Annotated in this window: 20 protein-coding genes and 3 pseudogenes; 13 read left to right on the top strand and 10 right to left on the bottom strand. The window is 67.6% G+C overall.

The window, feature by feature from the left end:
- Nucleotides 1–60 precede the first annotated feature (60 nt).
- The 4 genes from OG900_21760 (at nucleotide 61) to OG900_21745 (ending at nucleotide 2,770) form a co-directional block, all read left to right on the top strand.
- Nucleotides 61–555 carry a winged helix-turn-helix domain-containing protein gene (locus OG900_21760; protein ID WUH92470.1) on the top strand — a complete coding sequence of 165 codons (495 nt, stop codon included), beginning with the start codon at nucleotides 61–63 and terminating at the stop codon, nucleotides 553–555.
- Nucleotides 556–566: 11 nt separating this feature from the next.
- Nucleotides 567–1,202 carry a transposase gene (locus OG900_21755; GenBank protein WUH92469.1) on the top strand — a complete coding sequence of 212 codons (636 nt, stop codon included), beginning with the start codon at nucleotides 567–569 and terminating at the stop codon, nucleotides 1,200–1,202.
- Nucleotides 1,190–1,492, top strand: coding sequence for a hypothetical protein (locus tag OG900_21750; GenBank protein ID WUH92468.1), 303 nt, complete (start codon nucleotides 1,190–1,192; stop codon nucleotides 1,490–1,492). The genes OG900_21755 and OG900_21750 overlap by 13 nt, the downstream gene beginning before the upstream one ends.
- A 144-nt stretch (nucleotides 1,493–1,636) precedes the next feature.
- Entirely contained in the window at nucleotides 1,637–2,770 is a 1,134-nt protein-coding gene (locus OG900_21745) for an IS630 family transposase (GenBank protein WUH92467.1), read from the top strand.
- 19 nt (nucleotides 2,771–2,789) lie between these two features.
- On the opposite strand, the gene OG900_21740 is transcribed toward OG900_21745, so the two are convergent.
- Both OG900_21740 and OG900_21735 read right to left on the bottom strand, forming a co-directional pair.
- Nucleotides 2,790–3,173 carry a hypothetical protein gene (locus tag OG900_21740; GenBank protein ID WUH92466.1) on the bottom strand — a complete coding sequence of 128 codons (384 nt, stop codon included), beginning with the start codon at nucleotides 3,171–3,173 and terminating at the stop codon, nucleotides 2,790–2,792.
- 70 nt (nucleotides 3,174–3,243) lie between these two features.
- On the bottom strand, nucleotides 3,244–4,092 hold the full coding sequence (locus OG900_21735) for a hypothetical protein (GenBank protein ID WUH92465.1): 849 nt from the start codon (nucleotides 4,090–4,092) through the stop codon (nucleotides 3,244–3,246).
- Nucleotides 4,093–4,200: 108 nt separating this feature from the next.
- On the opposite strand from OG900_21735, the gene OG900_21730 reads away from it, so the two are divergent.
- Complete coding sequence (locus tag OG900_21730; protein WUH96093.1) at nucleotides 4,201–4,344, top strand: hypothetical protein; 144 nt, start codon at nucleotides 4,201–4,203, stop codon at nucleotides 4,342–4,344.
- A gap of 11 nt (nucleotides 4,345–4,355) precedes the next feature.
- Here the strand turns inward: OG900_21730 and OG900_21725 are convergent.
- A pseudogene (locus OG900_21725) lies at nucleotides 4,356–4,778 on the bottom strand (formylglycine-generating enzyme family protein).
- A 45-nt stretch (nucleotides 4,779–4,823) separates the two neighbouring features.
- Here OG900_21725 and OG900_21720 point away from each other — a divergent pair.
- Nucleotides 4,824–5,483 carry an HAD family hydrolase gene (locus OG900_21720; protein WUH92464.1) on the top strand — a complete coding sequence of 220 codons (660 nt, stop codon included), beginning with the start codon at nucleotides 4,824–4,826 and terminating at the stop codon, nucleotides 5,481–5,483.
- Here OG900_21720 and OG900_21715 read toward each other — a convergent pair.
- On the bottom strand, nucleotides 5,464–6,738 hold the full coding sequence (locus OG900_21715) for a transcriptional regulator (GenBank protein WUH92463.1): 1,275 nt from the start codon (nucleotides 6,736–6,738) through the stop codon (nucleotides 5,464–5,466). The genes OG900_21720 and OG900_21715 overlap by 20 nt on opposite strands.
- Before the next feature lie 194 nt (nucleotides 6,739–6,932).
- Here OG900_21715 and OG900_21710 point away from each other — a divergent pair, with 194 nt between their 5' ends.
- From OG900_21710 to OG900_21680, 7 genes are all read left to right on the top strand, one after another.
- A complete protein-coding gene (locus OG900_21710) occupies nucleotides 6,933–7,340 on the top strand; it encodes a hypothetical protein (GenBank protein WUH92462.1) in 408 nt (135 codons plus the stop codon).
- A 76-nt stretch (nucleotides 7,341–7,416) separates the two neighbouring features.
- Nucleotides 7,417–8,454 (top strand): hypothetical protein, encoded by a 1,038-nt coding sequence (locus tag OG900_21705; GenBank protein ID WUH92461.1) that lies wholly within the window; start codon nucleotides 7,417–7,419, stop codon nucleotides 8,452–8,454.
- A 60-nt stretch (nucleotides 8,455–8,514) separates the two neighbouring features.
- Nucleotides 8,515–10,044, top strand: a complete 1,530-nt coding sequence (locus OG900_21700) for an amino acid permease (protein ID WUH92460.1) — start codon at nucleotides 8,515–8,517, stop codon at nucleotides 10,042–10,044.
- A complete protein-coding gene (locus OG900_21695; protein WUH92459.1) occupies nucleotides 10,044–11,411 on the top strand; it encodes a glutamine synthetase family protein in 1,368 nt (455 codons plus the stop codon). Before OG900_21700 ends, OG900_21695 begins: the two co-directional genes overlap by 1 nt.
- A gap of 417 nt (nucleotides 11,412–11,828) precedes the next feature.
- Nucleotides 11,829–13,190, top strand: a complete 1,362-nt coding sequence (locus OG900_21690) for a hypothetical protein (GenBank protein WUH92458.1) — start codon at nucleotides 11,829–11,831, stop codon at nucleotides 13,188–13,190.
- Nucleotides 13,191–13,231: 41 nt separating this feature from the next.
- Nucleotides 13,232–13,906, top strand: coding sequence for a class I SAM-dependent methyltransferase (locus OG900_21685; GenBank protein WUH92457.1), 675 nt, complete (start codon nucleotides 13,232–13,234; stop codon nucleotides 13,904–13,906).
- Between the two features lie 20 nt (nucleotides 13,907–13,926).
- The gene (locus OG900_21680) at nucleotides 13,927–14,850 is read left to right on the top strand and encodes a glycosyltransferase family 2 protein (protein ID WUH92456.1); all 924 of its coding nucleotides are present in this window, start codon (nucleotides 13,927–13,929) and stop codon (nucleotides 14,848–14,850) included.
- Between the two features lie 69 nt (nucleotides 14,851–14,919).
- Here OG900_21680 and OG900_21675 read toward each other — a convergent pair whose 3' ends face one another.
- From OG900_21675 to OG900_21650, 6 genes and pseudogenes are all read right to left on the bottom strand, one after another.
- The gene (locus OG900_21675) at nucleotides 14,920–17,559 is read right to left on the bottom strand and encodes a valine--tRNA ligase (GenBank protein WUH92455.1); all 2,640 of its coding nucleotides are present in this window, start codon (nucleotides 17,557–17,559) and stop codon (nucleotides 14,920–14,922) included.
- A gap of 474 nt (nucleotides 17,560–18,033) precedes the next feature.
- Nucleotides 18,034–18,966, bottom strand: coding sequence for a hypothetical protein (locus OG900_21670; GenBank protein ID WUH92454.1), 933 nt, complete (start codon nucleotides 18,964–18,966; stop codon nucleotides 18,034–18,036).
- 291 nt (nucleotides 18,967–19,257) lie between these two features.
- Nucleotides 19,258–20,496 carry an IS256 family transposase gene (locus tag OG900_21665; protein ID WUH92453.1) on the bottom strand — a complete coding sequence of 413 codons (1,239 nt, stop codon included), beginning with the start codon at nucleotides 20,494–20,496 and terminating at the stop codon, nucleotides 19,258–19,260.
- Nucleotides 20,497–20,745: 249 nt separating this feature from the next.
- Nucleotides 20,746–22,467, bottom strand: a pseudogene (locus OG900_21660) (relaxase/mobilization nuclease domain-containing protein).
- Nucleotides 22,468–22,472: 5 nt separating this feature from the next.
- Nucleotides 22,473–23,000: a MobC family plasmid mobilization relaxosome protein gene (locus tag OG900_21655; protein ID WUH92452.1), complete on the bottom strand. Its 528-nt coding sequence runs from the start codon at nucleotides 22,998–23,000 to the stop codon at nucleotides 22,473–22,475.
- A gap of 358 nt (nucleotides 23,001–23,358) precedes the next feature.
- Nucleotides 23,359–24,065: pseudogene (locus OG900_21650) on the bottom strand (DUF2637 domain-containing protein).
- Between the last annotated feature and the right edge of the window lie 146 nt (nucleotides 24,066–24,211).

Genomic DNA, 24,211 nt, shown 5'->3' with positions numbered 1-24,211 from the left:
TCGGGTGAAGTCGGGCTGTTCGTCGGACAGCAGGCAGGTGGCTTCGGTAGTCCTGATGAGGTGAGATATCCGCAGGGCGGGGGCTTGACCGACGCCGAGAGAGCTGCGCGGGAGCGGGTCCGGCTCCAGGCCGTGACTGGCTTCGAGAGCGGCGAGAAGAACCGGGAGATCGCTGTTGCGTTGCGGGTCTCGGAGCGGTCGGTGGAACGTTGGCGGCGCCAGTGGCGCGAGGAGGGCCTGGCCGGGGTGGCGTCGAAGGGATCACCTGGCCGGCCTCGACTGTCCGATGCGCAGATAGCCAGGCTGGAACGGGAGTTGGAGCGCGGCCCACTGGTCCACGGGTGGACCGACCAGAGGTGGACGCTGGCCCGGGTGAAGACGATGATCGGCCGCCTGTTCCACGTCTCGTATACGGTCGAAGGCACGTGGCGGTTGCTCCGGCGGCACGGCTGGTCCTGGCAGCAGCCCGCCCGGCGCGCGATCGAACGCGATGACGACGCGGTGGAGCTGTGGAGGCGCGAGGTCTGGCCGCGGGTAAGAGCACCGCGGCGGTGAACGGAGCCTGGGTGGTCTTCGAGGACGAGGCCGGCCAGTCGATGACACCGCCGCGCGCCAGGACCTGGGGCCGCCAGGGCAACACGCCGGTCGTCCGCGTGCGCGGACGTGGCTCGGGCCGCGTCTCCATCGCGGGGATGACCTGCTACAAGCCCGGTGAGCGGTCCCATCTGATCTACGCCATCCGCGAGTACCGGGGACGCAAGGACGAACCGAAGGGCTTCGCCTGGAAGGACTACCGCGATCTGGTCATCCGCGCCCACACACAACTCGGCGGCCCGATCGTTCTGGTGTGGGACAACTTGCGCACGCACCTGGTCGCGCCGCTGCGGCAGTTCTTCGAGGCCAACGCCGACTGGCTCACTGTGTTCCAACTGCCGACATACGCCCCCGACCTCAACCCGCAGGAGGGCATCTGGTCGCTGGTCAAGCGCGACATCGGCAACCTCGCGGCGGCCGACCTCGGCCAGATCACCCAGGCAGTGAAACGTCGGCTCAAGCAGATCCAGTACCGCCCTGATGTGGTCGATGGCTGTCTTGTTGGCACCGGCCTGAACATGGATCCGGCCCCTGACGGACGCGGTGATGCAAATGCCGGACCGCTGACGGCGCCAGGTATGGCAGCATCGTTGCCATGTCTTTGCTGACCTGGGACTACGACGGTGATCTGTACTGCGCCCTCACCACCGAGACGGGTGCGGGCGAGGGCCGAATGACATATTTCGAGCTCAGCGAGGCCCGCATGGTTCCGGGCGATGCCTCTTCCATGCCCGCTTCACCGGCTCCAGGGCCGACAGCCGTGACGGTGCTTGCCTACGCGCCCGATGAGGAGAAGCCGGCAGAGGTCTACTTCGACGCAACGCAAACGCTGCCGTTCGCCGTCCTCCAGCACTTCGTGGCGCTCGTCGCCTCACGCCTGGCAAGCAAAGGATCATAGAGCAGCCGTCCTGGCAGCACGGCGCGACCCTGGGCCGACATCACGAGTTCAAGTTCAGTAGTGCCGCGTCAAGCAAGGTTTGCCCCGTGTGACGCCACGTCTGGAAGGTTATCTGGGCGAGGTGTTGTGCGTCATGCTGTCCGGGTGGCTGAGCGTGTGCGGGTCCGCGAGATCGACGATGACGAGGGGCAACGGTTGTTGCGGATCGTCCGGCGGGGCACTGGCTCGGTGGTGACCTGGCGGCGGGCCCAGATGGTGCTGCTGTCCGCGCAGGGCATGAACGTAGCCAAGATCGCCGAGGTGACGTTCACCAGCGCGGACCGCGTCCGCGATGTGATCCATAACTTCAACGCCGACGGCTTCGTTTCGCTCTACCCGAAGTACAAGGGCGGTCGGCCGAGGACCTTCACCCTGCCCGAGCGGCGTGAGATCAAGAAGATCGCCAAGTCCAGACCAGTCGAGCACGGCGTGCCGTTCTCGACCTGGAGCCTGGTCAAGCTGGCCGACTTCCTGGTCGCGGAGGGGGTGGTCGACGACATCAGCCACGAGGGTCTACGCATCTTGCTCCGCGAGGAGGGCGTCACCTTTCAACGCGTAAAGACGTGGAAGACCTCGAAGGACCCCGACTACGCGGTCAAGAAGGCCCGCGTCGAGCACCTCTACGCCATCGCCGACGGCGAGATCCTGCCCGAGCCGGGCGAACCCGAGGTCGTCTTCTGCCTCGACGAGTTCGGGCCGCTCAACCTGCAACCCCACCCCGGTCGCCAGTGGGCCGAACGCGGGGGCAAGCACAAGGACCCGGATCGTGAACCGCGGCCGCGCCGACGGGCGACCTATAACCGTCCGCACGGGGTGAGGCACCTGTTCGCCGCCTACGACCTGGGCAAAGACCAGCTCTATGGACACATCAAGAAGACCAAGAACCGCTCCAAGTTCCTGGAGTTCTGCCGCTACCTGCGCTCGCTGCATCTGACGGACGTCCGCATAGCGATCGTCTGCGACAACTACTCTCCCCACCTGACCACGAAGCGGTGCCAGCGGGTCGGGACCTGGGCCGCGGCAAACAACGTGGAGATCTCCTACACCCCGACCAACAGCTCCTGGCTCAACCGGATCGAGGCCCAGTTCACCGCCCTGCGCTACTTCGCCCTCGACGGCACCGACCATCCGAGCCACAAGGCCCAGGGCAGCATGATCCGCCGCTACATCATCTGGCGGAACAAGCACGCCGCGGATAAGCGCCTCAAGGCCATCGTGAGCAGGGCAAACGCCGCATGATCGGCACCCGCGAACCCCCTCACCACAAATGCAGGAAGCTCCGGACGTCGTCATAGCCGTCCAGAGCTCGACCGTCCACGTCAGTCGGGTCGGCCTCGGAACGCGACGCCAGCGACTTCACCAGCGCGAGAGCCTCATCACTGAGACGCCCGAAGCGTCGCGCGGTGTGTCCCAGGCACAGGCCGGCCAGCCCGAGAAGAGGACTTCCCGAAACAGCCCGCGTTCCGACCTCCCTGCACCAGTACTCGACGAACTCTTGATCGTCGTCGTTCAACGCGCTCCCGACCAGGACGCTCGCCGCCTCAAACTCGTGCGAGCGATCGTGCAGAGCCCGTTCCAACGTCTCGATCACAGCCTCGTGGGGCAGCGCGAGAGGGTTCTCGAAGCTCAGATGGGAGTGCATCCCGTGAGACTACGTGCCCACAATCCGCACTCGACTGGCAAGACCAGGGCGAAGGTTGCCTGATGCGGCACTAGCCGAGCGTCCGGAGCACCTCGTCGATGTTGGCCCGGTACAGCCGCAGCTGCCACAGGCCACCTGCATAGCCGTCGCGGTGCTGTGCGATGTCCGCTGCCTGTTTCTGCGCCGTTACCGTGTGCCAGGTCTCGACCGTGTGGTGGCGGCGCTTGCAGATGACGTCCGCAACGGCCGTGGCCCGCTCCCGCTGCGTGTGCGGGGTGTTTCCGTCGCTACCGCGGTGCCAGGCAGTGTCCGTGTAAGCCGCGACGGGGTCGGGATAGGCCGTGAATCCCTGCCCGGCCATGCAGCGGGACCACGTGTTCCAGGCCGCGAGCAGGCGCGGGTCACGCCTGACCGCCTTCTGGACCTCGACGGCCCGGGTGCTCGCGTAGAACCAGTCCCCCTTGACGTCTACGCCGCGCACCAGCCGGCGGCCCGCCTCGGCCTCGCAGGCCGGATAGTCCGCGAACTCGGCGCTGGTCATCCGGCGCCCCTTCGGCTGCCGGGCCGCGTCCTCCGCGGGGTCCCAGCCGTAGCCCCAGCGGCGGGCACTGTCCATGTCGAGGACCCCGTAGTCGGTGGCAACCATGGCGGCACTGATGGTGATGGGGTCGACGGGATCGCGCGGGTCGAGCGGGAAGTCCGGGTGGCCACGGGCCGCCATGCACTGCCGGACCAGCAGCGCCGACGCCTGCAGGGACCGCTGGTAGTCCTGCGACGTGGACATGTACGGGTCGGCGGGAAGCGGGCCAGGCTTCGCCACCCCTCCCACGGCCGCCCCGCGCTGCGAGCCGGCGACGCCCAGTGCCAGCAGTACCGCCATCCCCACCGCGACGACTCGCCGCGCGCCCAGTCTCACCACGGCGAAAATGCTAACGCCTCGCCAGCCAAGGCATGCCGGCCAAGGAGCGGCGTCGGGTGGAGTGCACACTGGATTTGGCGACGCCCCTATCCCGCGTGGAACCTCAGCTTGTCCTGCAAGGCGGCTTCGGTGATGCAGCACCGGAAGCCGGTGTCGTCGTCGAGCATCGTGGATGCGGCGTCGTTGAACGACGAGGGTGTGGCCCGGGTGAAGGGTCTGGTGAAGGTGAAGGCGCCGGCTTTGAGTTCGTAGCGATTCGGCTCGGTGCGGGTGCTGGACCATTCCCAGGTGTTGCCGCACAGGTCATAGACGCCGTAGGTGCTGACGCCGCTGTGGAATCGGCTGACGGGGGTCGTGGAGCCGATGCCGCTCTCGCGGGAGTTGCATCTGGCCGGGGTGGGCTGGTTGCCCCAGGGATAAATGTCGCCGCGTACTCCCCGGGCAGTCTTCTCCCCGTTAGGACGGTTGACTGTCGTGGGTGGTGGTGGGCCGCGGGAGGCGCAGACGCGGAGGCCGGCAATTGCGGGTTGCCTGGGTGAGCGTGCGGCTTCGCCCTTCCGGTCCGGCGGAACGACATCGCGTGCAGGGCGGCGCGGAGGCCCGCGACCGACGCGGCGGAGAGCCGGAACGGCGCCTTGAGGCTGGGATATTGCAAGGTTACGGGTGGCGTGATCCCGGTGAGTCACCGTCGCTGTTCCGGGCGCAGCTTCCCCCCGACTACGCTGCCTCGCATGATTCGTGCAGTGGTGTTCGATGTCGGCGAGTGCCTGATTGACGAGACCCGGGAGTACGGCACCTGGGCGGACTGGCTGGGGGTGCCCCGGCACACCTTCGCTGCCGTGTTCGGCGCCGTCATCGCGCGGGGCCGCGACTACCGGGAGACGTTCCAGGTGTTCCGGCCCGGCTTCGACCTGACCCAGGAGCGGGAGCTGCGGGCGGCTGCCGGGAAGCCGGAGTGGTTCGGCGAGGAGGATCTGTATCCGGATGTCCGGCCGACGCTGGCCGGGCTGCGCGGGGCGGGGCTGTGGGTGGGGATCGCGGGGAACCAGACCGTGCGCGCCGGCGGTCTGCTGCGTGGGCTGGATCTGCCGTCCGACCTGATCGCGACCAGCGACGACTGGGGGGCATCGAAACCGGACGTCGCCTTTTTCGAGCATGTCGTCGAAGCGACGCCGGCCGAGCCGGGCGAGATTCTGTACGTAGGTGACCGGCTCGACAACGACATTCGCCCGGCGGTACAGGCCGGACTGCTGACGGCGCTGATCCGGCGGGGCCCCTGGGGCACTATCCAGCAGGACGATCCCGATGCGGACGCGATCACGACGATGCGCATCGATTCGCTCGCGGAGCTGCCGGAGCTGATCGTGAAGTTCAACGCTGGAGGGCGCTGACCGTGGTCCCCCAGTCATAGAGCCGGTCGTCGAGGTCGCGGACGCAGGGCTCGTGCTGCCACGGGGCCAAGGATCGCCGGACTTCTCGGACGCGCTCCATCCCGGTCGCGTACCAGGTGACAGCGAGCTGCTCCAGTGCCTGAACCGCGTACACGCACGCCTGCTGCGGGTTGGCGGCGGCCGTTTCGACGGCGGCCAGGTCGCCGAGCAGGACGCTGCGCTGCTTGTCGTCGTCCGCGGGCAGGTCCGCCAGCGCCTGCACAAGGGTCGTACGGGCTTGGGGGAGATGGCCGGCTGTCAGCTGGGTGTTGCCCTTGAAGGCGGCAAGTCGGGCGGCATTGAACCAGTCCATCCATACGGGAGTCGGGTGTTGCGAACCGGCGGCCAACACGTCCTCGGCGTTCCCGATGAGAGCCAGAGCCGCACGAGTGTTGCCGCACCGGGTCTCGCACTCGGCCTCCACCGCGTCCAGCCAGGCCCGGAATTCGGCTGAGGCGGCTCCGCGACGGGCATAGGTGCGGGCGGCGATCATGCGTTCCGCGGCCGCATCACGGTCTCCGGCCCAGCCGGGGACGAAGGCGGTGTGAGCCAGGATGGCGGAGCCGAGCAGAGGGTCGTCCGCTTCGCCTGCGGCCTGGAGGGCACGCAGCAGGGTCGCAGCTGCCTGGTCGGGTTGCCGTACGTCGAAGAACTCGATGCGGCCTGCCAGGAGGTAGGACTCCGCAAGCGCCGCTGCCAGGCTGCGACGCCCCGGATTCGCTATGGCCGGCAGCAGGGCACAGCCGAGCCGGGCGTGTTCCAGGACCGCCGGGTGAAGGTCGGCAGGGGAGACCGACCAGTACAGATGACGGTGTGAGCGTGTGACGGCCTGGAAGTCCACGGCGACGCTGGCAGGTTGCGTCGCCGCCGTGGCCTGAGCGGGGACGGCGGCCAAGCCGAACCCGGCTATCGAACCGGCGACGACGTGGCGTCGTGACGGTCCGGGTGGCTGCTCGCCGGCACCCCAGGGCGGAACGAAGCCGAGTTCCTCGGCCTCCTGACTCAGGAGGTGGGACAGGACACGTCGGACGTCCGGTTGAGGCCAAGGCGGGGCAGCGGATTCCCATCGCCGCACCTGGCGGGCGCCGACGGTCAGCCGTTTGATGCCCAACCGTGGAGCCGTGTTGGTGATGGCGTCTGCGAGCGCCTGTTGAGAGTTGTAACCGGCAGCGACACGGGCGGACTTGAGACGGTTGTTTCCAACTGGACGCGGCATGGAGTACCTCCGAGGACAGAGCTCTGTCCTGAGCTTGCCATGGGACGTCCTACTGTGGCGCGAAGTTGCCGCGTGAACCCAACTAAGCCCTCCAGAGGCCCTGTTAGTGGCCACCAGAAGTCCTCGATTGAGCTGCGGAACGCCGTCACGATGGCACCTCCACCGCCCGGTCCATGTCGAGGAGCCAGAGTCCGATGTCCTTTGGATTTCCGCGAGCGCCCACCCTGCGGGTCGTCGAGGGCTACCAGTTGCAAGCCGCGGGCTACGAGTGGGACGCGGTCCGTGTTCCGTCCAACATCGGCCAATGGGCTCTGGCAGCCCTGGGCGAGTCCAGCGGAGCCGTGATCGAAGACCCTCACGAGCGGGTTCTGTACTGGTTCGTCGCCCAGGGGGCCACCGCCGAGTGGGACATCCCGGAGATACGGCTTCTCGGCCGCGCCCAGTACCTCGTTGTGCCCGAACGCGGCCGACTGCGCGGACCGGGACCGCACTGGCACAACGGGCTTGAAGCGCGCGTGATGCTCACCAACGCCGCGGCGTTGTGCAGCGCTCTCACCATCGGGGTCAGTGCACACCGCCGGATCTGTACGGGGACGCAATGAGCGCACGTGTGGATCTCAACGCCGAGGCTCGTCGCGTGGCCCGCTTAGCCACTCGCGCCGCAACGGAGGTCCTCTGATGGCCGGCAGCACAGCAGAGTTCCGGCCCCGGTTCCACCCAGCCGGGCACGACGCCGAATTGCGGGTCGCACTGGAAGAGGTGCGAGTCGGCCGGTGGATGCCGATGCGGAATCTGCTGGCCCGCACGGGCGATCGGTGGGGGTTGCGGACGTCACGGTCACAGGTGCTGGCGTCGGTGGCCGCCCGCTCCCACGTGGTGTGGGAGTGGCTGGCCGAGGAGCCTTCAAATCTCGACGCGCTGATGATGCGGGCCAGGGTGGATACCGAGCGGGTCCTGCATGCGTATCGCGCCGGACATGCCGGGGCCGGTGAACTGGCGCATGTGGCACGGGCGTCGGCGGCGTCTGCGGCTGAGATGGCGCTGGCGGACCCCGTGCCGTGGGTGTGCCGCCTGGCTCTGGCCCAGGTCGATCCGGAGAAGAGGGTCCGGGAGCATCGGGCAGCTCCCCCGGATCGGATGCTGCCGACCGGCCCCTGGGGCCTGCTCCGCGAAGTCTGGCAGCGCGACCAGCACAATCGTGAGGCCCATCACCGGATGCTGCAGGCCTTGCTGGCCGCTCCCGTCGGCGGACCGGCTGCGGCGCTGAACTTCACGCACGCGGTGAAGTCGTGGGTGCCCTGGCAGTCGGGTTCCGCGCTGCTGGTGCTGCCGTTGTACGCGTACGCCCAGCACTACCGCGACAAGCGGGAGCGCGGCCGGTACGAGGCGATCGGGCGGGCGCAGTGGACTCGCGAGCCGCTGATCGACGATGTCCAGCGCGCTCTGCAGGGGTGGTTCCAGCTGTCGGACCCGGTGGAGCGCTCGGCGCTGGATCTCAACCATCTGGCCCACGCCCTGTGGGCGGGCCGCCGCCACGAGGAAGCGGCGCGGGTGTTCCGCGCCATGGGCCGACATGCCACCGCCCAGCCGTGGAGCCTGGTCGCCGCCGAGCCCCGCGATCCGCAGTCCGGGCTGGAGGAATTCCTCAAGGCCCGCAGGCAGTGCCTCGCGGTCGCCGGCCCGGCGCGACCGGGCTCGCGGGTTCCCCTGCATTGAGCGTATCGGCGGCGGCAGAGCCGCCTGTTCTGTCCTGTCTGCCTTCTTGGAGGTTGTGCGATGTCGCATTCGGATCGCGGTGCCATGGAAACGGCGCTGGACGATGACCACTTGCTGCGTGAGTTGGGGTACGAACCGGAGCTGAGCCGGAGAATGAACGGCTTCGGGAACTTCGCCATCAGTTTCTCGGTGATCTCGGTCCTGTCGGGCTGCATGACGCTGTACGGGTTCGGCCTGGCGACAGGCGGTCCGGCGGTGATGCTCTGGGGCTGGGTGGTGGTCGGTGCCATGGTGATGTTGGTGGGCGCCGCGCTGGCGGAGGTGACCTCGGCCTATCCGACCAGCGGCGCTCTGTTCGACATGGCGAACCGGTTGGGCGGCCCGAGGTGGGGCTGGTACACCGGCTGGCTCAACCTGTTGGGCCTGCTGGGGGCGATCGCAGGCATCGACTACGGATGCGCTCTGTTCGCCGGGGCCTTCGCCAACCTCCAGTGGGGTTTCGTGCCCACACCGGGCAGGACGATGCTGATCTACCTGGCGATCCTGCTGCTGCACGCGGTGCTGAACCTGTTCGGCGTGCGGCTGGTCAACGTGCTGAACTCCGTCAGCGTGTGGTGGCATCTGACGGGAGTCGGGGTGATTGTCGGCGCCTTGGTGCTTGTACCGATCCATCACCAGTCCCCGCACTTCATGTTCACCACCTTCGTCAACGACACCGGGTGGTCGTCGAACTGGTACGTGGTGCTGATCGGGCTGCTGCTGGCGCAGTACACCTTCTCCGGTTACGACGCCAGCGCGCACCTGAGCGAGGAGACGACCAAGGCCCAGGTCAGCGCGCCACGAGGCATCATGCACGCGATCGGCTGGTCCTGGATCGCCGGGTTCGTGCTGCTGGCAGGCCTGACGTACGCGATCCAGGATTACGCGGGCGCCCAGAACAGCGCGGCCGGGGTGCCACCAGCGCAGATATTCCTCGACGCCCTCGGCTCCGGCGGCGCGAAGGTCCTGCTGCTGGTGGTGATCGTGGCGCAGCTGTTCTGCGGAAATGCCGAAGTCGCCGCGTGCTCGCGGATGGTCTTCGCGTTCTCCCGCGACGGGGCGCTGCCCGGTTCGGCGATGTGGCGCCGGGTCTCGGCCCGTACCGGAACGCCGACCCGCGCGGTGTGGCTGGCCGTTGCCGTGGCGGCGCTGCTGGCACTGCCCGCGCTGTACAGCACAGTCGCCTATGGCGCCGTTACCGCGATCAACGTCATCGGCATCACCCCTGCCTACGCCATCCCGATCTACCTGCGGCTGAAAGCAGGACGCCGCTTCACACCCGGCCCCTGGCACCTCGGCAGGTGGAGCGTCGCGGTGGGCTCGGCGGCCGTGGCGTGGGTCGCGCTGGTGACCGTTCTGTTCTGCCTGCCGCAGACCAGACCCGCGCACGGCCTGGTGACGGCGGCCTCGTTCAACTACGCGCCCGTCGCGTTGGTCGTGGTGCTTGTACTGGCCGCCGTCTGGTGGCGACTGGCCGGCCGTCGTACCTACGAAGCACCCCCGCTGGCAGGGGACGTCGAACTCGCCCAGTTCGCCGAAGGGGTCGTGTAATGGAAGCGACGGGAGAGTCCGTGCCGGGCGGTCTGATCTCCGCCGAGGAACTGCGTTGGCTCGTGGCCGACGGCGAGGCCGAAACCATCACGCTGGCGATCCCGGACCTGCATGGACGCCTGGTCGGGAAGCGGCACCAGGCACGGCTGTTCGTCGACCGCCTCCTGGGCGGGGGCGCGGAAGCTTGCGCCTACCTGCTGGCCACTGACGTCGAGATGCGCCCGCTGCCCGGATTCGGCATCGCGTCCTGGGAGACCGGGTACGGGGACGTGCGCGTGGTCCCCGACCTGCGGACCTTGCGTCGCCTGCCCTGGCACCGCGGCGGCGTCCTGGTCCTGGCCGATGTCGAGCAACCCGACGGACAGGCGCTGTCCGTGGCGCCCCGCCACGTCCTACGCGAGCAGATCGCCCGACTCGGCGAGGACCTGGGACTGACCGCGAAAGTCGGCCTGGAAACGGAGTTCACCGTCTACCTCGGCAACGGCGAGCGGATGCCGCGCCAGCTTGAACCACTGTCCCGCCGCAACCTCGACTACGCGCTGATCCAGCCGCTCGGGGTCAGCGAGTATGTGCAGGAGATCGAGAAAACCCTCTCGAACGCCGGACTGCCGCTGGAAGCGGTCAAACCCGAAGCCGCTCCCGGCCAGGTGGAGGTCACCTTCCGGTACGGAGAGCCGCTGACCGCGGCAGACAACCACGTGGCCTTCAAGCACATCGTCAAGTCGGTCAGTCCGTGGACGGAGAACAGCGCGACGTTCATGGCCGCGCCGGTCACCGACGTCGGCAACGGCCTGCACGTCCATCTCTCGCTGTACCGCGAAAGCGATCCGGTCCTCCCCGCTGACCAGGGAGGACTGTCGGCCATCGGCGCGCAGGCCGTGGCGGGACTCGTCCAGGTGCTGCCCCAGCAGCTGCCGTTGCTGCTCCCAACGTCCAACTCTTACAAGCGCCTCCGCCCCCGGTCCTTCGCCCCCACACGGGCGGCCTGGGGCTGGGACAACCGGACCTGCGCGGTACGAGTGACCGGACACGGCACCGCGCGACACCTGGAAATACGCATCCCCGGCGCGGACGCCAACCCCTACCTCACGGTCGCGGCCGTGCTCGCCGCCTGCCGATACGGGATCAAACACGAGCTTCAGCCGCCTTCGGCCACCACTGGCAACGCCTACGACGCCCCCGGCGTGCCGCTGCTGCCGTCCTCCCTCGACGTGGCTCTGAGCGCCTTCCGAGCCAGCGCCGCTGCGGCGGAGCTCCTCGGCAAGGACGTGGTCGGCCACTACAGCGCGGCGGCCCAGATCGAATGCGACGTGGCAGCCACCCGCGTGACCGACATCGAACGCGAGCGCGGCTTCTTCGATGCCTAAGAGCTGCTGCTGCCACAACTGGTGCGCCGCGTAATGGGTACGGCGCACCGGCTGGTCGCGGACTTCAACGACAGGTCACGGGAGTTCGTGGCAGCTGCGTAAGGACTGGTGGCTGGACGCTTGCCTGCTGGAGGAGCCGGGTGAGGTGCATGTACCCGCTGCCCTGATGCCCTCATGTCTGGATGTGCCACGAGTGCCGCGCTCGCGACTCCGAAGGCGGTAGAAGCGGTCGCCGTTGGCCTTTTCGGTTGCGATGTCGCAGCCGCCGTATTAATCGGCCGGCGGGCCTAATTATGCCCGCATCTCAGCTCTTCCAAGCGACGCTCAGAGAACCTCCTCCATTGCCATAATGGCCTGCGGCGGCACCAAGAATCGGTCTATAACGATGCATTTTTGGCTCCCCGGAAAGGCGGTCCCGTGACATCGACCCATCACCTCATCGTCGTCGGCTTCGATGAAATCGTCGTCAGTAAGTACCTGTCCTGCATTCGCGATGCCATCACGTCTGGCCACATCGACTCCTACTCCATCATCGATCTGGAGTCACAGCAAAAGGAAGTCGACAAGCGCATAGACGCGGCGAGCATGAAGCCTCGAAGTGTCGTCTATCTGCCGGATTTCGGCGACCGAGTACAGGAAACGCCGCGAGAGCTCATAGCGGCGGCAGTCCAGCGGCTGCGAGTCCCCGGCTTACCGACGATGATGTACATCGCCACCGAGGTGCGGGCTCACGAGGCATACCTGCGATTCTGCGTGCAGAACCACATTGTCTCGCTGGTCGAGAAGCCGGTATTGGCTCCCGTCGTCGATGGCCGGTTCAAGCCGTCGCACATCACGAAGACCATGGAGGAACTGATCGGCATTGCTTCCGGCTCCCCTGCAGAACATTCGGTGATGACGCTGAGCCGCTACCACGAGATTTACAACCAGAAGGTCATCGCTTCGCTCAAGCAGAGGATGGAGCGGTGGGAAGCACCCCTGACTTCGTTCCATCTCCGGGCCGCCGGCGGGGTGTGGAACCTCCAGCGCGAGTTCGAGAGTCGCGACGACCATCCGTACAAGTACGGCTACGGGATGATGATGCACGGCGCGTACCACTACGTGGACCTGGCGACCCAGATCCTGTCGCTCAACGCGGACCTGCTCCCTGAGCGGCAACTCCGCTTGGAGGTCAGCTCCTTCGCGGCCTTTCCCATCGATCAACACCAGCGCGTCTCGCAGCCGATCGCCAGCAGGTTTCTGGACGGCGGGGCACGGTGGCCGGCGGACTCGGACGAGGGGTTGCGATTCGGCGAGACGGATGTGACCTCCGCGTTCCGCCTCTTGGACGCAGCCACGGGGAGGACCGTCTCACTTGGGACCTTGTCCTTCGAGCAGACCACGCCTTCCATCCGCGACTGGGCCGAGCTGCCGGACGGCCTCTACAACGTCAACGGTCGCACGTCGAGCGTGGATCTGGAGGCTCAGCTGTCGACGCTGTTCTCCACTCATGTCCACTGCTACGACATCCCCCGCGGCCGCAGTGCGGACGGGATTGACGCATTCGCCCGCGTGACCACCCGCGCCAATGCCGCCCTTCTGCCCGACGAGCAGTACGTGTCCGAAGAGTCGTTCGGCGGGCTGTTCCACAGCGACAGCAACCGCCGGCTCATGGAGAACTGGCTTCGCGGATGCGAGCACCGCAGTTCTCTTGCGAGCCATCTTCGGCCCATGCAGGTCACTGAAGCACTTGCCTCTTCGGTGCTTGCTCCCGGACGTCCAATGGCGGTGCCCTTCTAGGCGCCGACGGGTCCAGCCCACAGATCATAGAGGAGTCACCCATGAATCAGATTGTTTCGAAGGCGTCCGTGTATGCCTTCTACACGGACGCAATCCGGAACGGCCGGAACACCGCCGAGAACCTGCAGGCCGCCACTTCAGAACGGTTCAACGCGTTCCTGGAATCCATCGGAGACGAGACCCCCCGTACCGCACTGGAGTTGGGGTACGGTGCAGGCACCTACGTGATCGCCTTAGCGCGAGTGGGTTTTCATGTGTTAGCCGTGGATCAGGTCCCCAGTAAGTTGCTTCTTCGTCGCATCGGCGGCGCAGAAGAATGGGCCGGCCGGATCGAACCACGAGAATGCCTAGCCGAAGAGTTCACCATAGATGAGGACTTCGGGGTCCTAGTCGCCAAGGATGTCCTGCATTACCTCGCAAGGCGTGACGTCGAGTCCCTCCTTACGGGCGCGGTGGCCAATGCGCGCGGGGGGAACCGCCATTACCTCGAAGTCTTCACGGGAATCACACGCACGTCCACGGACGGTCGGCTGCTGCGTATCGAAGGAGAGGCCGACTACTCCCCGGACCATTTCCGACGAGCGATCGAGCGCATCTACAAGGGTTGGGACCTCACGCTGCTCTGGTCGGAGCACGTGGAACGGGACATCCGGACCGGGCGCAACTGTTTTGAAGCGACCCGGGCCACCGTCATCGCGGCCAACCAGGCTGCCTGATCAGGGACGGGGAGAACGCCTTGAAACCGAGCCTGCCCGAGGGGATCAGCTTCGTCATCCCCTGCTTCAACTCCGGCGACTACCTCTTCGAGGCCGTCGAGTCCTTGTTGCAGCAGCCCCACGCCTTCCCCTACGAGATCGTGGTCGTGGACGATGGCTCCGACGACCAGTCCACGCTACGCGCCATCTCGCAGTGCGCCGAGCGCGCCGGGGTACGCGTCGTCCGCCAGGACCACAGCGGACACCATGCCGCCAGGAACACCGGCATCGACGCCGCAAGCTTTGCCTACATCATGCAACTCGACGCCGACGACCGACTCGCCACCGCGCCCGAACTGCTGACGGCCGGAAGCTACCCGGACCGGGCCGTCAAATTACTCAGGGTGCACCAGCACCTGGCCTTCGTCCACACGATGTCGAGGATGATCGGCGACTTCGAGGGGCTCACCATCTCCTCGTATCCCTGCCGCGAAGAGCTGATCCTGCGCAAGCACCACGTGCCCACTTCGATCGTCTACCGTCGCGACGACGCTATCCGCGGTGGTCTCTACGACCCGTGCGTACGCAAGTGGGGGGACTGGGCGTTCGCCGTCAACCTCATCGCGGGACGCTTCCGCAGAGGGGCCGCCAACACCATCGTCTGCATCGCCGGCCCCATGCACGAATACCGAGTCCACTCCCGTACACGGCGGGTCTCCGACGCCGATGTGTCCGAGTTCCAGATGACGCTGCTGGTGGTCGAGAAGAACCTCGACCTGTTCCGGGATCGCCTCAGCCGCGACGACTCCGCTGAGGACATCGCGCGCGAGGTCCTCGCCTCGAAGCCCTCTCGGCTCGTCGATCTGATCCGGATGGCCGAGTTCGACCTCGAACAGGCCCTGGCGGTCGCCCGGCAGCGGCAGTTCTCTCTGTCGAGTCCCTTCGAGGATCTTGGGATCCCCTAGAAGAGCTCGCCCGTCAAACGGAGGATGCCCCGGACGCACTGTCCGGGGCATCCTCCGTTGGACGGGTGGTTACGCCTGCGGCAGACGGCTGATCTGGTTCTCCAGGCGGATGATGTCCGCTTCCGCCTTCGCTAGGCGGGTACGAATCTTCTCGACCACGTTCTCCGGCGCCTTCGCCATGAACGCCTCGTTGCCGAGCTTGGCCTTCGTCTGGGCCCTCTCCTTCTCGGCGGCAGCGAGGTCCTTGGCCAGCCGCTTGCGCTCGGCGGCGACGTCGATGGTGCCGGACAGGTCGAGCGCGACCGTGGCGCCGGCGATGGCGAGCGTCGCCGTGGCGCTGAATCCGTCGCCCTCCGGCTGCAGACGCAGCAGCTGGCGGATGGCGGCCTCGTGCGCGGCCAGCGATGTGCCGGACAGGTCCAGGCACGCCGGGACCTTCTGACCGGGCTGAAGTCCCTGGTCGGCGCGGAAGCGACGAACCTCGGTGATCACCTGCTGGAGGTTCTCGATCTCGGCCTCGGCCGCGGCGTCCCGGAACCCGCTGTCCTTCGGCCAGTCGGCGATCACAACGGATTCGCGGCCGGTGAGGGTGGTCCACAGGGTCTCGGTCACGAACGGCACGATGGGGTGCAGCAGGCGCAGCGTCACGTCGAGGACCTCGCCCAGGACGCGTGCCGAGACCTTGGCCGCGTCGCCGCCGGCCATGAACGTCGTCTTGGACAGCTCGACGTACCAGTCGAAGACCTCGTCCCAGGCGAAGTGGTAGAGGGCGTCGGCGAGCTTCGCGAACTGGTAGTCGTCGTAGTAGGCGTCCGCCTCGGCCACGACCGTGTTGAGCCGGGACAGGATCCAGCGGTCGGTGGCGGAAAGACGCTCGGCCGCGGGTAGCTCGCCTTCGACCGTGGCCCCGTTCATCAGGGCGAACCGTGTCGCGTTCCAGACCTTGTTGGCGAAGTTCCGCGACGCCTGAACCCAGTCCTCACCGATCGGCACATCGGTGCCGGGGTTGGCGCCCCGTGCGAGGGTGAACCGCAGCGCGTCGGAGCCGTACTTGTCCATCCAGTCGATCGGATTGACGGTGTTGCCGAACGACTTCGACATCTTCTTGCCGTGATCGTCACGGACCATGCCGTGGAAGGCGATGGTGCGGAAGGGGACGGCGCCGTCCATCGCGTACAGGCCGAACATCATCATGCGGGCGACCCAGAAGAACATCAGGTCGTACCCGGTGACCAGGACCGAGTTCGGATAGAACTTGGCCAGGTCCTCGGTCTGCTCCGGCCAGCCCATTGTGGAGAAGGGCCACAGGCCGGACGAGAACCAGGTGTCGAGGACATCGGTGTCCTGCTCCCAGCCCTCGCCGCTCGGCGGTTGCTCGTCAGGGCCGACGCACACGGTCTCGCCGTTCGGGCCGTGCCAGACGGGAATCCGGTGGCCCCACCACAACTGCCGCGAGATACACCAGTCGTTGAGGTTGTCGACCCAGTCGAAGTAGCGCTGGGACAGGTCGGCGGGGTGGATGTTCACCCGCCCGTCGCGGACTGCGTCTCCCGCGGCCTTGGCGAGCGTCTCGACCTTCACCCACCACTGCAGGGACAGCCGCGGCTCCAGCGTCGTCTTGCACCGCGAGCAGTGCCCGACCGAGTGGACGTATGGCCGCTTCTCGGCGACGATCCGGCCCTCGGCCCGCAGCGCGGCGACGATCGCGGAGCGCGCCTCGAATCGGTCGAGCCCCTCGAAGGGACCGTGGGCGGTGATGACGCCGCGCTCGTCGAGGACCGTGATCGACTCGAGGTTGTGGCGCTGCCCGATGGCGAAGTCGTTCGGGTCATGGGCGGGCGTGACCTTGACGGCACCGGTGCCGAACTCCGGGTCGACGTGCGTGTCGGCAACGACGGGAATCGTGCGTCCGGTGAGCGGGAGCTTGATCTGCTTGCCCACGAGGTGCGCGTACCGCTCGTCGTCCGGATGAACGGCGACCGCGGTGTCGCCGAGCATCGTCTCGGCGCGGGTGGTCGCCACAACGACGCTGTCCTCGCCCTCGCCGTACTTCAGAGAGACGAGCTCTCCGTCGTCGTCCTGGTAGTCGACCTCGATGTCGGAGATGGCCGTCAGGCAGCGCGGGCACCAGTTGATGATCCGCTCGGCACGGTAGATCAGGCCGTCGTCGTACATCTTCTTGAAGACCGTCTGGACGGCACGGGACAAGCCCTCGTCCATGGTGAAGCGGTCACGGCTCCACGCCACGCCATTGCCCAGGCGCCGCATCTGCCCGGCGATCTGACCACCGGACTCGGCCTTCCACTGCCAAACACGTTCGACGAATGCCTCTCGGCCCAGGTCGTGACGGGATTTGCCTTCCTTGGCGAGCTCCCGCTCGACGACGTTCTGCGTGGCGATGCCGGCGTGGTCCATCCCGGGCTGCCAGAGCGTCTCGTAGCCCTGCATGCGCTTGCGGCGGGTGAGGGCGTCGATCAGCGTGTGCTCGAAAGCGTGACCCAGGTGGAGGGAGCCGGTGACGTTCGGCGGCGGGATGACGATGGTGTACGCGGGCTTGGTGCTCTTGGCGTCCGCCTCGAAGTAGCCGCGTTCTACCCAGCGCTCGTACAGCGGCCCCTCTACCTCAGCCGGCGCATATTGGGTCGGCAGTTCGGGGGCGCTGTTCAGCCCGCTTTCGGGGCGCTGGGTGTCGTCAGTCACGACGGCCATTCTACGGCCGAGCCGCCCCGGGCCCACCGGGCTATGCGCGCGGGCGTGGCATGGCCGGGACAGAGAAGTGGCCGCACGAAGGCACTTTACGTGTGACCGAAAACACTCTCGTGCGGCCGGTTCCAGCTTATCTCTCCGGTCTGGTGCGATCGCAAATCCGCAAGTCACCAGGGGACGTACGTCGAGTGGGCTCGGGGCCATACAGCCGTAAAACCCAGACCGTGATGGTGCTCTTTGAAATCGGCCACCTCTTGCTCGGCGCCGACCCCAGACCTGCTCAGTGGATCTCCCCACATTGCCTGATAGCCATTCGGCGATCGGGGCAGGGGCCCTCGGCTGTGGACCGCCTACTGGCAGCGGCTTGCGCCAGAGTCTGCGTAAGCGTGAGAGCTCGCACCTCGGAGGTGGTGGTCCTTCACCGCGGTGCGCGTGCTCTTGGAGGTGCGGCGGTCAGTGGGCGACTTTCAGCAGGGCTCAGATATGGGGCCAGTCATGGCCGGCTGTCACCTCGCGTGCGATACGACGCCACTGGTCCTCTCCCCCAGGCAGGGGCCATGCCCAGGTCGGCTGTTCCGCGGTGTTCAGGTCGTGAAGGAGGCGGACGAGCTGTGGGCCGGCGGCGGCGGCACCGTCTGGAACGGTGGGGCCATGAACAGTGCGGAGTTCGGCGAAGCGTGCCAGTTCGTCCTCGTAGAAGCCCGTGGCCTCATTGATGCGTGCGGTCAGGTCATCGCGCGGCACCGTACGGTGCAACTGCAGCAGCGGAGGCTCGACGGATTCGGCGATCGCTGCGGCGAGCCGCGCGTGACCGTCCAGGATCAGATGGCAGTCAAGGCCACTTATCCACCACAACAGGACAGGTGGGACCGTCCCTTCACGGGCCTGCTTGCGGTACGCCTTGACCCGGCTGTCGTCAGCATTGGGCATTGGCCGCAGCGGAAGGACCTCCCACGAATGAGAATGGAGGAACCAGTCGATGTATCCGTCCGGATGCCCTTCGACGAGCATCGAGCTCCAGTAATCGGCATGTGAGGTCTCGGCGTGGCGCCAACGCCGGAGCGGACTGTCGCACGAGAGCAGCCACCGGCCCTCATGCAGAGGGCTGTCCGGCGAGTCGACGAGGTACTGAGCAAAGCGGTGAGCCCAGCGTTCCGGGCTGCCAGCCAGGGCACGCCCGGCATCGGCGCGCAACGGCGGAACGAAGGAGCGGTACTCATCGGTGCGCCAGAAGTCCACGCCCTGGAGTTGCTCGTCGACAACGGCGAGCAATACAGACCGCGACAGCTGGGAGACCTGCAGTTGCGGCCCGGCACTGAGCACGCACAGCCCCGGCTGGTGGCGGTCCTGTACGTCCAGGGACAGGCCCATCCACGTGCCGTCGTCCCTCGTGACATCGCTGCGCTGCATGGCGAGAGCGTAGACGACTGCTGAATGGGCCCCAGTGGTCCCCCTGGCAGCCCGACACGCCTCCCTCAATCCACGACCTGGTGCCTCGGCCAGAGACACGCGAGGGTGCTCGCTGAAGTTCTTCACCCCGTTGAACGTCGGACCGAGTGAGGCGACGAGCGGCCCTGGCCGATTTCAGAGATCCCCATCAACCGGGCAGGCGCCACGTTGGCTTGGGCTGCACAGCAGAGGTGCCAGGTCACGTCCGCTGGAGTGGTGTATCGACGGCCACTCGGCGATCTTGTTTTGAGGCTATGCGGTGAGTTCGGTGGGCAGGGCGGTCTCGTCGGTTTCTGACCCGATCGAGTGGAGGCGGGCTTTGGCGAGCAGGTCGAGCCCCATGTAGCGGCGGGCTTCGGTCCATTCGTCGTTCTGCTCGGCCAGGACTGCGCCGACCAGGCGGATGAGTGCGGTGCGGTCGGGGAAGATCCCGACGACGTCGGTGCGGCGGCGGATCTCCTTGTTCAGGCGCTCCTGCGGGTTGTTCGACCAGATCTGCCGCCAGATCTCGCGGGGGAAGGCGGTGAAGGCCAGCAGGTCATGCTGGGCGGTGTCCAGGTGTGCGGCGGCCTTGGGGAACTTCGCCTCCAAGGCGTTCAGCACGTGCGTCATCTGGGCTTTCACCGCATCGGTGTCGGGTTGTTCGAAGACCGTCCGCAGCAGGGTGGCCACCCAGGGCTGGGCGGATTTCGGCACTTGGGAGAGCAGGTTGCGGGCGTAGTGGGTGCGGCAGCGCTGCCAGGACGCGCCGGGCAGGACCGCCCCGATCGCATTGACCAGGCCGGTGTGGGCGTCGGAGACGACGAGCTGGACTCCGCTCAGGCCGCGGGCGGTCAGCGAGCGCAGGAACGCCAGCCAGCCGGCGCCGTCTTCTGCGGTGGCGACGTCGATGCCGAGGATCTCGCGGTGCCCGTCGGCGTTGACTCCGACCGCGACGAGGGCGTGGACGTTGACGGTCCGGCCCTGCTCGCGGACCTTCTGGGTGAGGGCGTCGACCCAGACGAAGGCGTACGGGCCTGCGTCCAGGGGCCGGTTGCGGAACGCGGTGACTTGCTCGTCCAGGTGCTTGGACATGGCGCTGACCTGGGATTTCGACAGCTGGGTGACGCCGAGGGACTGGGCGAGTTTCTCGACACGGCGGGTTGAGACGCCGAGGAGGTAGGCGGTGGCGACCACGGAGATGAGGGCTTGTTCGGCCCTGCGGCGCCGTTCCAGCAGCCAGTGCGGGAAGTAGCTGCCTTGCCGCAGCTTGGGGATCGCGAGTTCGACGGTGCCGGCGCGGGTGTCCCACTCCCGCGGGCGATAACCGTTGCGGTGGTTGACGCGCTCGTCGCTGGCCTGCCCGTACTCGGCGTTGCAGAGCGCGTCGGCCTCCGCCGACATCAGCGCGTCGGCGAACGTCTTGATCATCGCGCGCAGCAGGTCAGGACTCGCCGAGGCCAAGTTCTCCTCGGTCAGGGCGTGCAGGGGCAGACTGTCATGTGCGGTCATCGTGCTGATCTCCTTCGAGGCTTAGACACTTCGAAGATCAGCCGGTGGCCGTCGCTCTATGCGGGCACCAACCCGGACGCCGGGACAAACCCCCGGATCAGGTCCAACCCGCTACACCACTTCCAAGGACGCAACCAGGTGCCAGAGCCATACGGCAGCCTGTCGTGCCTTCTCCACTCGGTTGGGTTGGGCACGATGCGCAGGCCAGGGGGATTCCCACGCTTCCAGCGTCTTTGCGCCCTTCGCTCGCTACCGGTAGCGACGCTGGTGATCGTTCGGTGGCATGGGGCGAGGCAGCGACGGTTCATTGATGCGCTGCGACGTGGTCGAGCGAAGAGTAGATCGCATGAGAGCCGCTTCCGCTCGCGGGTTCGGGGCCGGATTGCGGGCGGTGTGTTGAATACGGGTGAGCAAGACGCGGGCGGCTTGGCGGGCGGCGTGGAGTTCGCGTTGCTCGGCGGCTTCTTTCAGGAGGTGGGCTGGCTGGTGGCCGCCGGCTTCTGCGTCGGCGAGGACGGTGGCGAGGACGGGTCAGTCGGGGTCAGCGAGGATGCGGGCGGCGTGGTCGGGGACGGCGGCGCGTAGGTCGTTGGCGAGGGTGGCGCGGGTGTCGGGGTTGGGCTGGCGTCGGGCGAGGGCTGCGAGTTGGGGTGCGGCTGCCTGGTCGTAGGCGGCTTGGAGGTGCTGGACGGACTGGTGGGCGGCGGCGGCCTGTTGGGCGTGGCTTCGGGCGGTGTGCCAGCGTTCGGCGAGGATGGCGGACCAGATGAGGGCTGAGAGCAGGACCGCGAGAGGGCTGCCGTCCTTGCCGGTGCTTGCGTTGACGAGGTCCCGTGCAGCGGCTCGCAGTCCGGTGGCGGTGTCGTGTTCAGCGCGGATCCGGGACCGCTGGGCGTGGGCGAAGGCCCGCGCTGCCGTTCGGAGTTCGGCGCGAAGTTCTGCGGGGGCGGCCTGGGCGGTGGCTTCGATGAGTTCGCCGAGGGCGGCGATCTGTGCCTGGCCGCGAGTGTCAGCGCTGTCGCCGGTGCTGCTGGTCTCGTAGCTGAAGGTGTCGAGGGCTTCGGTGGCTCGGTGCCAGGGGGTGCTGGGCTGGTTGCGGCGGGCGGTGGGGTATTCCTCGGGTGTGCTGGCTTCCAGGCGGGCTTTCAGCTTGGGCAGGGTGAGGTCGGGGGCGATCTTCCCGCCGGGGTGGTAGATCTGCTCGCCGTCCTTGTTGAGGTCGCTGGGGCGGCCGACGGAGTAGCCGAGGAGGTCGCCGGACGGGCCGCGGCGCGGTTTGACCATGACGCCGTCGGCTTCGAGGTAGGCGAGAAGTTCTTCGGCGGTGGTGGCGTGGGGGATGGCGGCGCGGATGCGGTCCTGGAGCCAGGCGCGGCTGGTCTGTTCCCAGCCGAGGCGGGCGGCCTTGTGCATCTCGGCCTGGGAGGGGGCGCGGGTGGCGGTGCGGTCGCCCTTGTTCAGCCGGCGCAGGCCGTAGTCCTTCTCGATCTCGCGGCATTCGTTGCCGACGCGGATGCCGCTGTCGTGGAGTTTGGGGCGGCGGCCGTCTTCGCGGACGGTGGTGGCGAGGATGTGGATGTGGTCATCCGCGTGGCGCACCGCGATCCAGCGGCAAGCCAGGTCGTCGCCCTCCGGGGCGATGCCAGCTGCGCTGACGATGCGCTGGGCGATCTCGCCCCACTCGGCGTCCGAGAGGAAGCGATCCTCGGGGGCGGTCCGGACTGGGCAGTGCCAGACGTGGTCTGTGACGCGCTTGCCGAACTCGCTGTTGCGGAGAGCGACGGGCGCGTCGAGGTGGCGGGCCAGGGCGGTCAGGGTGGCGTCCTCTTGGCGGCCGGGGTCGGGCATGCCGAGCATGGCGAAGCCGGCCACGATGTGCGGGTCAAGGTGTTCGTCGTGGCGGCCGGGGCCGTAGAGGTACGCGAGCAGGCCACGGGTGTTGGAGCCGGACGGCTTGATGGCGGCGATCACGAGCGTCAGACCTCCGCCCGGTCGGCGGGCTCGCGCAGGGCTTCCGCGACCGTGCTCAGCAGGTGGTGCAGTTCATCGAGGCGTTCGCGGATGTCGGGCGTGGTGTAGTCGCTGTTCAGGGCGCGGGCGATCTGGTTGACGTTGTTGCCGATACGGCTGAGGGCGCGCAGGACCTGGGCGCGGAACATGTGCGTACGGCGTCGGTCCTCGGACAGGGGGAGATTGGCGGTGAAGCGGCCCGCGACGAAGGCGAGGACGATGTCGGCGGCAAAGCCTGATTCGCCCTTGTAGCCGTGCTCCGCGGCGGCTTCGCGGAGGCGGATGTGCTCGTCGGGGGTGAAGCGCAGAGGGCCGACGCGTACGACGCGTTTGTTGCCGTTGAAGCGGCGAATGGCGGGCTGCGCGCTCTGCGGGGCGGGTGTAACGGACACGCGGTCGAGGACGGCTCGCTGGGCAGTGTGGAGCGTGTCCGGGTCGGGGCCGGCCCCGGCTTCCCGGCTCGGCGCGCCCTCGCGCCGAGCCGTCTCCGCCACCCCTGGGGCGGAGATCCCCCCGATCCGGCCGCGAGTCGGACTCGGGGTACTACTGGCTCCGCCAGGGGCCGTCTTCCCGAAGGCCAGCCTCCACAGGTTCTGAACCGTACGGGACTTCACCTGCTCAACGGGCACGTCGGCTGCGGGTTCTTCGGTATAGGGGATGTGGGTCACGGCTGATGCTCCGAAATGGGGGGCGGGTGGTCGTATCACTCCGCGTGCGGGCGTACGGCTGGGCGCGGTCGTGCCGAGCGGTCGACCGGATGGCGTCGGCGCCGCCCATGCACGGAAGCAACGGGCGGGCAGGTGGTCGGAACCGTTCCGACCACCCCGGGCTCCGTTCCGGTCACCGGGGCGGTCAGTCATCGCCCCGATCCGTGCCGAGTTCCGCCCGCAGGACGCTCATCGCCTGGGTCAGCCGCTGGCCGCCGACCTTGAGGCCCTTGTCGCGTATGGCTTGGTGGACGACGGCTCGGGAGGGCCGTCCGTGCTCTGCGATCGCTACCCGGCCGATCTCGACGAGTTCGTCGAGCGGGGCGTCCGCCGGGCGGCCTCCGCGCGGCGAGGGCTTGGGGTCTGCGGAGGGCGTTTCTGCGTGCGGTGGTTCCGTCGCCTGTGCGGTTACGGGCGTTGTGGCAGTGGTGGGCTCGGCCACGAGTTGGTGGATCTGCCGCATCAGGACGCCGAAGGCTAGGAGCGCGGCCGTCGGGGGGACGGCGGCGACCACGTAGTCGAGGACGGGGGCTGCGGAAGTGCTTCCCGTTCCGCTGACGCCGCCACGTTGAGCGCGATGGATCCGACCGACCCGGTCGCTGTCAGGGCGATGGCCCACCAGTCGGGTTCCTTGCGCAGGCCCGCGCGGAGCATCAGCAGCTCGCCCGCGACGATGAACGCGTCCAGCGTTGCGGGCCAGATCCATTGGCGGATGGGTGAGTTCCTCAGCCCGTGTTGCCCGGCGACCTCGGCGAGGTGGGCGTACGAAAGCCAGAATCCGCCGACGGTGAGGGCGACGATGACGGCTCCGGCGGCGACGAGCGCGTATCGCTCGGCGGTGTGCTTGGTCATGCGGGGGTTCTCCATGCGTGGTTTCAGGGGCGACCGCGGGGGGCCTGTCGAGGGGGCGTACACGCGAACCCCCTTCTAAAGGGGGGTCCGCGCGTGTACGCCTCGCCGCGTGTGCGCCGTGTACGGTCGCGTGATCGTCTGACCTG

The sequence above is a fragment of the Streptomyces sp. NBC_00433 genome (genome assembly GCA_036015235.1).
In the GTDB taxonomy this organism is placed as follows: Bacteria; Actinomycetota; Actinomycetes; order Streptomycetales; family Streptomycetaceae; genus Actinacidiphila.
Note: the sequence above shows the minus strand (reverse complement) of the source record. Positions and strands in the feature narration are given on the sequence as shown.

Coding starts and splice junctions, on each gene's coding strand:
- OG900_21750 (WUH92468.1), top strand. CDS start 1,190: ATGTCTTTGCTGACCTGGGACTACGACGGTGATCTGTACTGCGCCCTC.
- OG900_21740 (WUH92466.1), bottom strand. CDS start 3,173: ATGCACTCCCATCTGAGCTTCGAGAACCCTCTCGCGCTGCCCCACGAG.
- OG900_21720 (WUH92464.1), top strand. CDS start 4,824: ATGATTCGTGCAGTGGTGTTCGATGTCGGCGAGTGCCTGATTGACGAG.
- OG900_21715 (WUH92463.1), bottom strand. CDS start 6,738: ATGCCGCGTCCAGTTGGAAACAACCGTCTCAAGTCCGCCCGTGTCGCT.
- OG900_21710 (WUH92462.1), top strand. CDS start 6,933: ATGTCCTTTGGATTTCCGCGAGCGCCCACCCTGCGGGTCGTCGAGGGC.
- OG900_21705 (WUH92461.1), top strand. CDS start 7,417: ATGGCCGGCAGCACAGCAGAGTTCCGGCCCCGGTTCCACCCAGCCGGG.
- OG900_21700 (WUH92460.1), top strand. CDS start 8,515: ATGTCGCATTCGGATCGCGGTGCCATGGAAACGGCGCTGGACGATGAC.
- OG900_21695 (WUH92459.1), top strand. CDS start 10,044: ATGGAAGCGACGGGAGAGTCCGTGCCGGGCGGTCTGATCTCCGCCGAG.
- OG900_21685 (WUH92457.1), top strand. CDS start 13,232: ATGAATCAGATTGTTTCGAAGGCGTCCGTGTATGCCTTCTACACGGAC.
- OG900_21675 (WUH92455.1), bottom strand. CDS start 17,559: ATGGCCGTCGTGACTGACGACACCCAGCGCCCCGAAAGCGGGCTGAAC.
- OG900_21670 (WUH92454.1), bottom strand. CDS start 18,966: ATGCAGCGCAGCGATGTCACGAGGGACGACGGCACGTGGATGGGCCTG.
- OG900_21665 (WUH92453.1), bottom strand. CDS start 20,496: ATGACCGCACATGACAGTCTGCCCCTGCACGCCCTGACCGAGGAGAAC.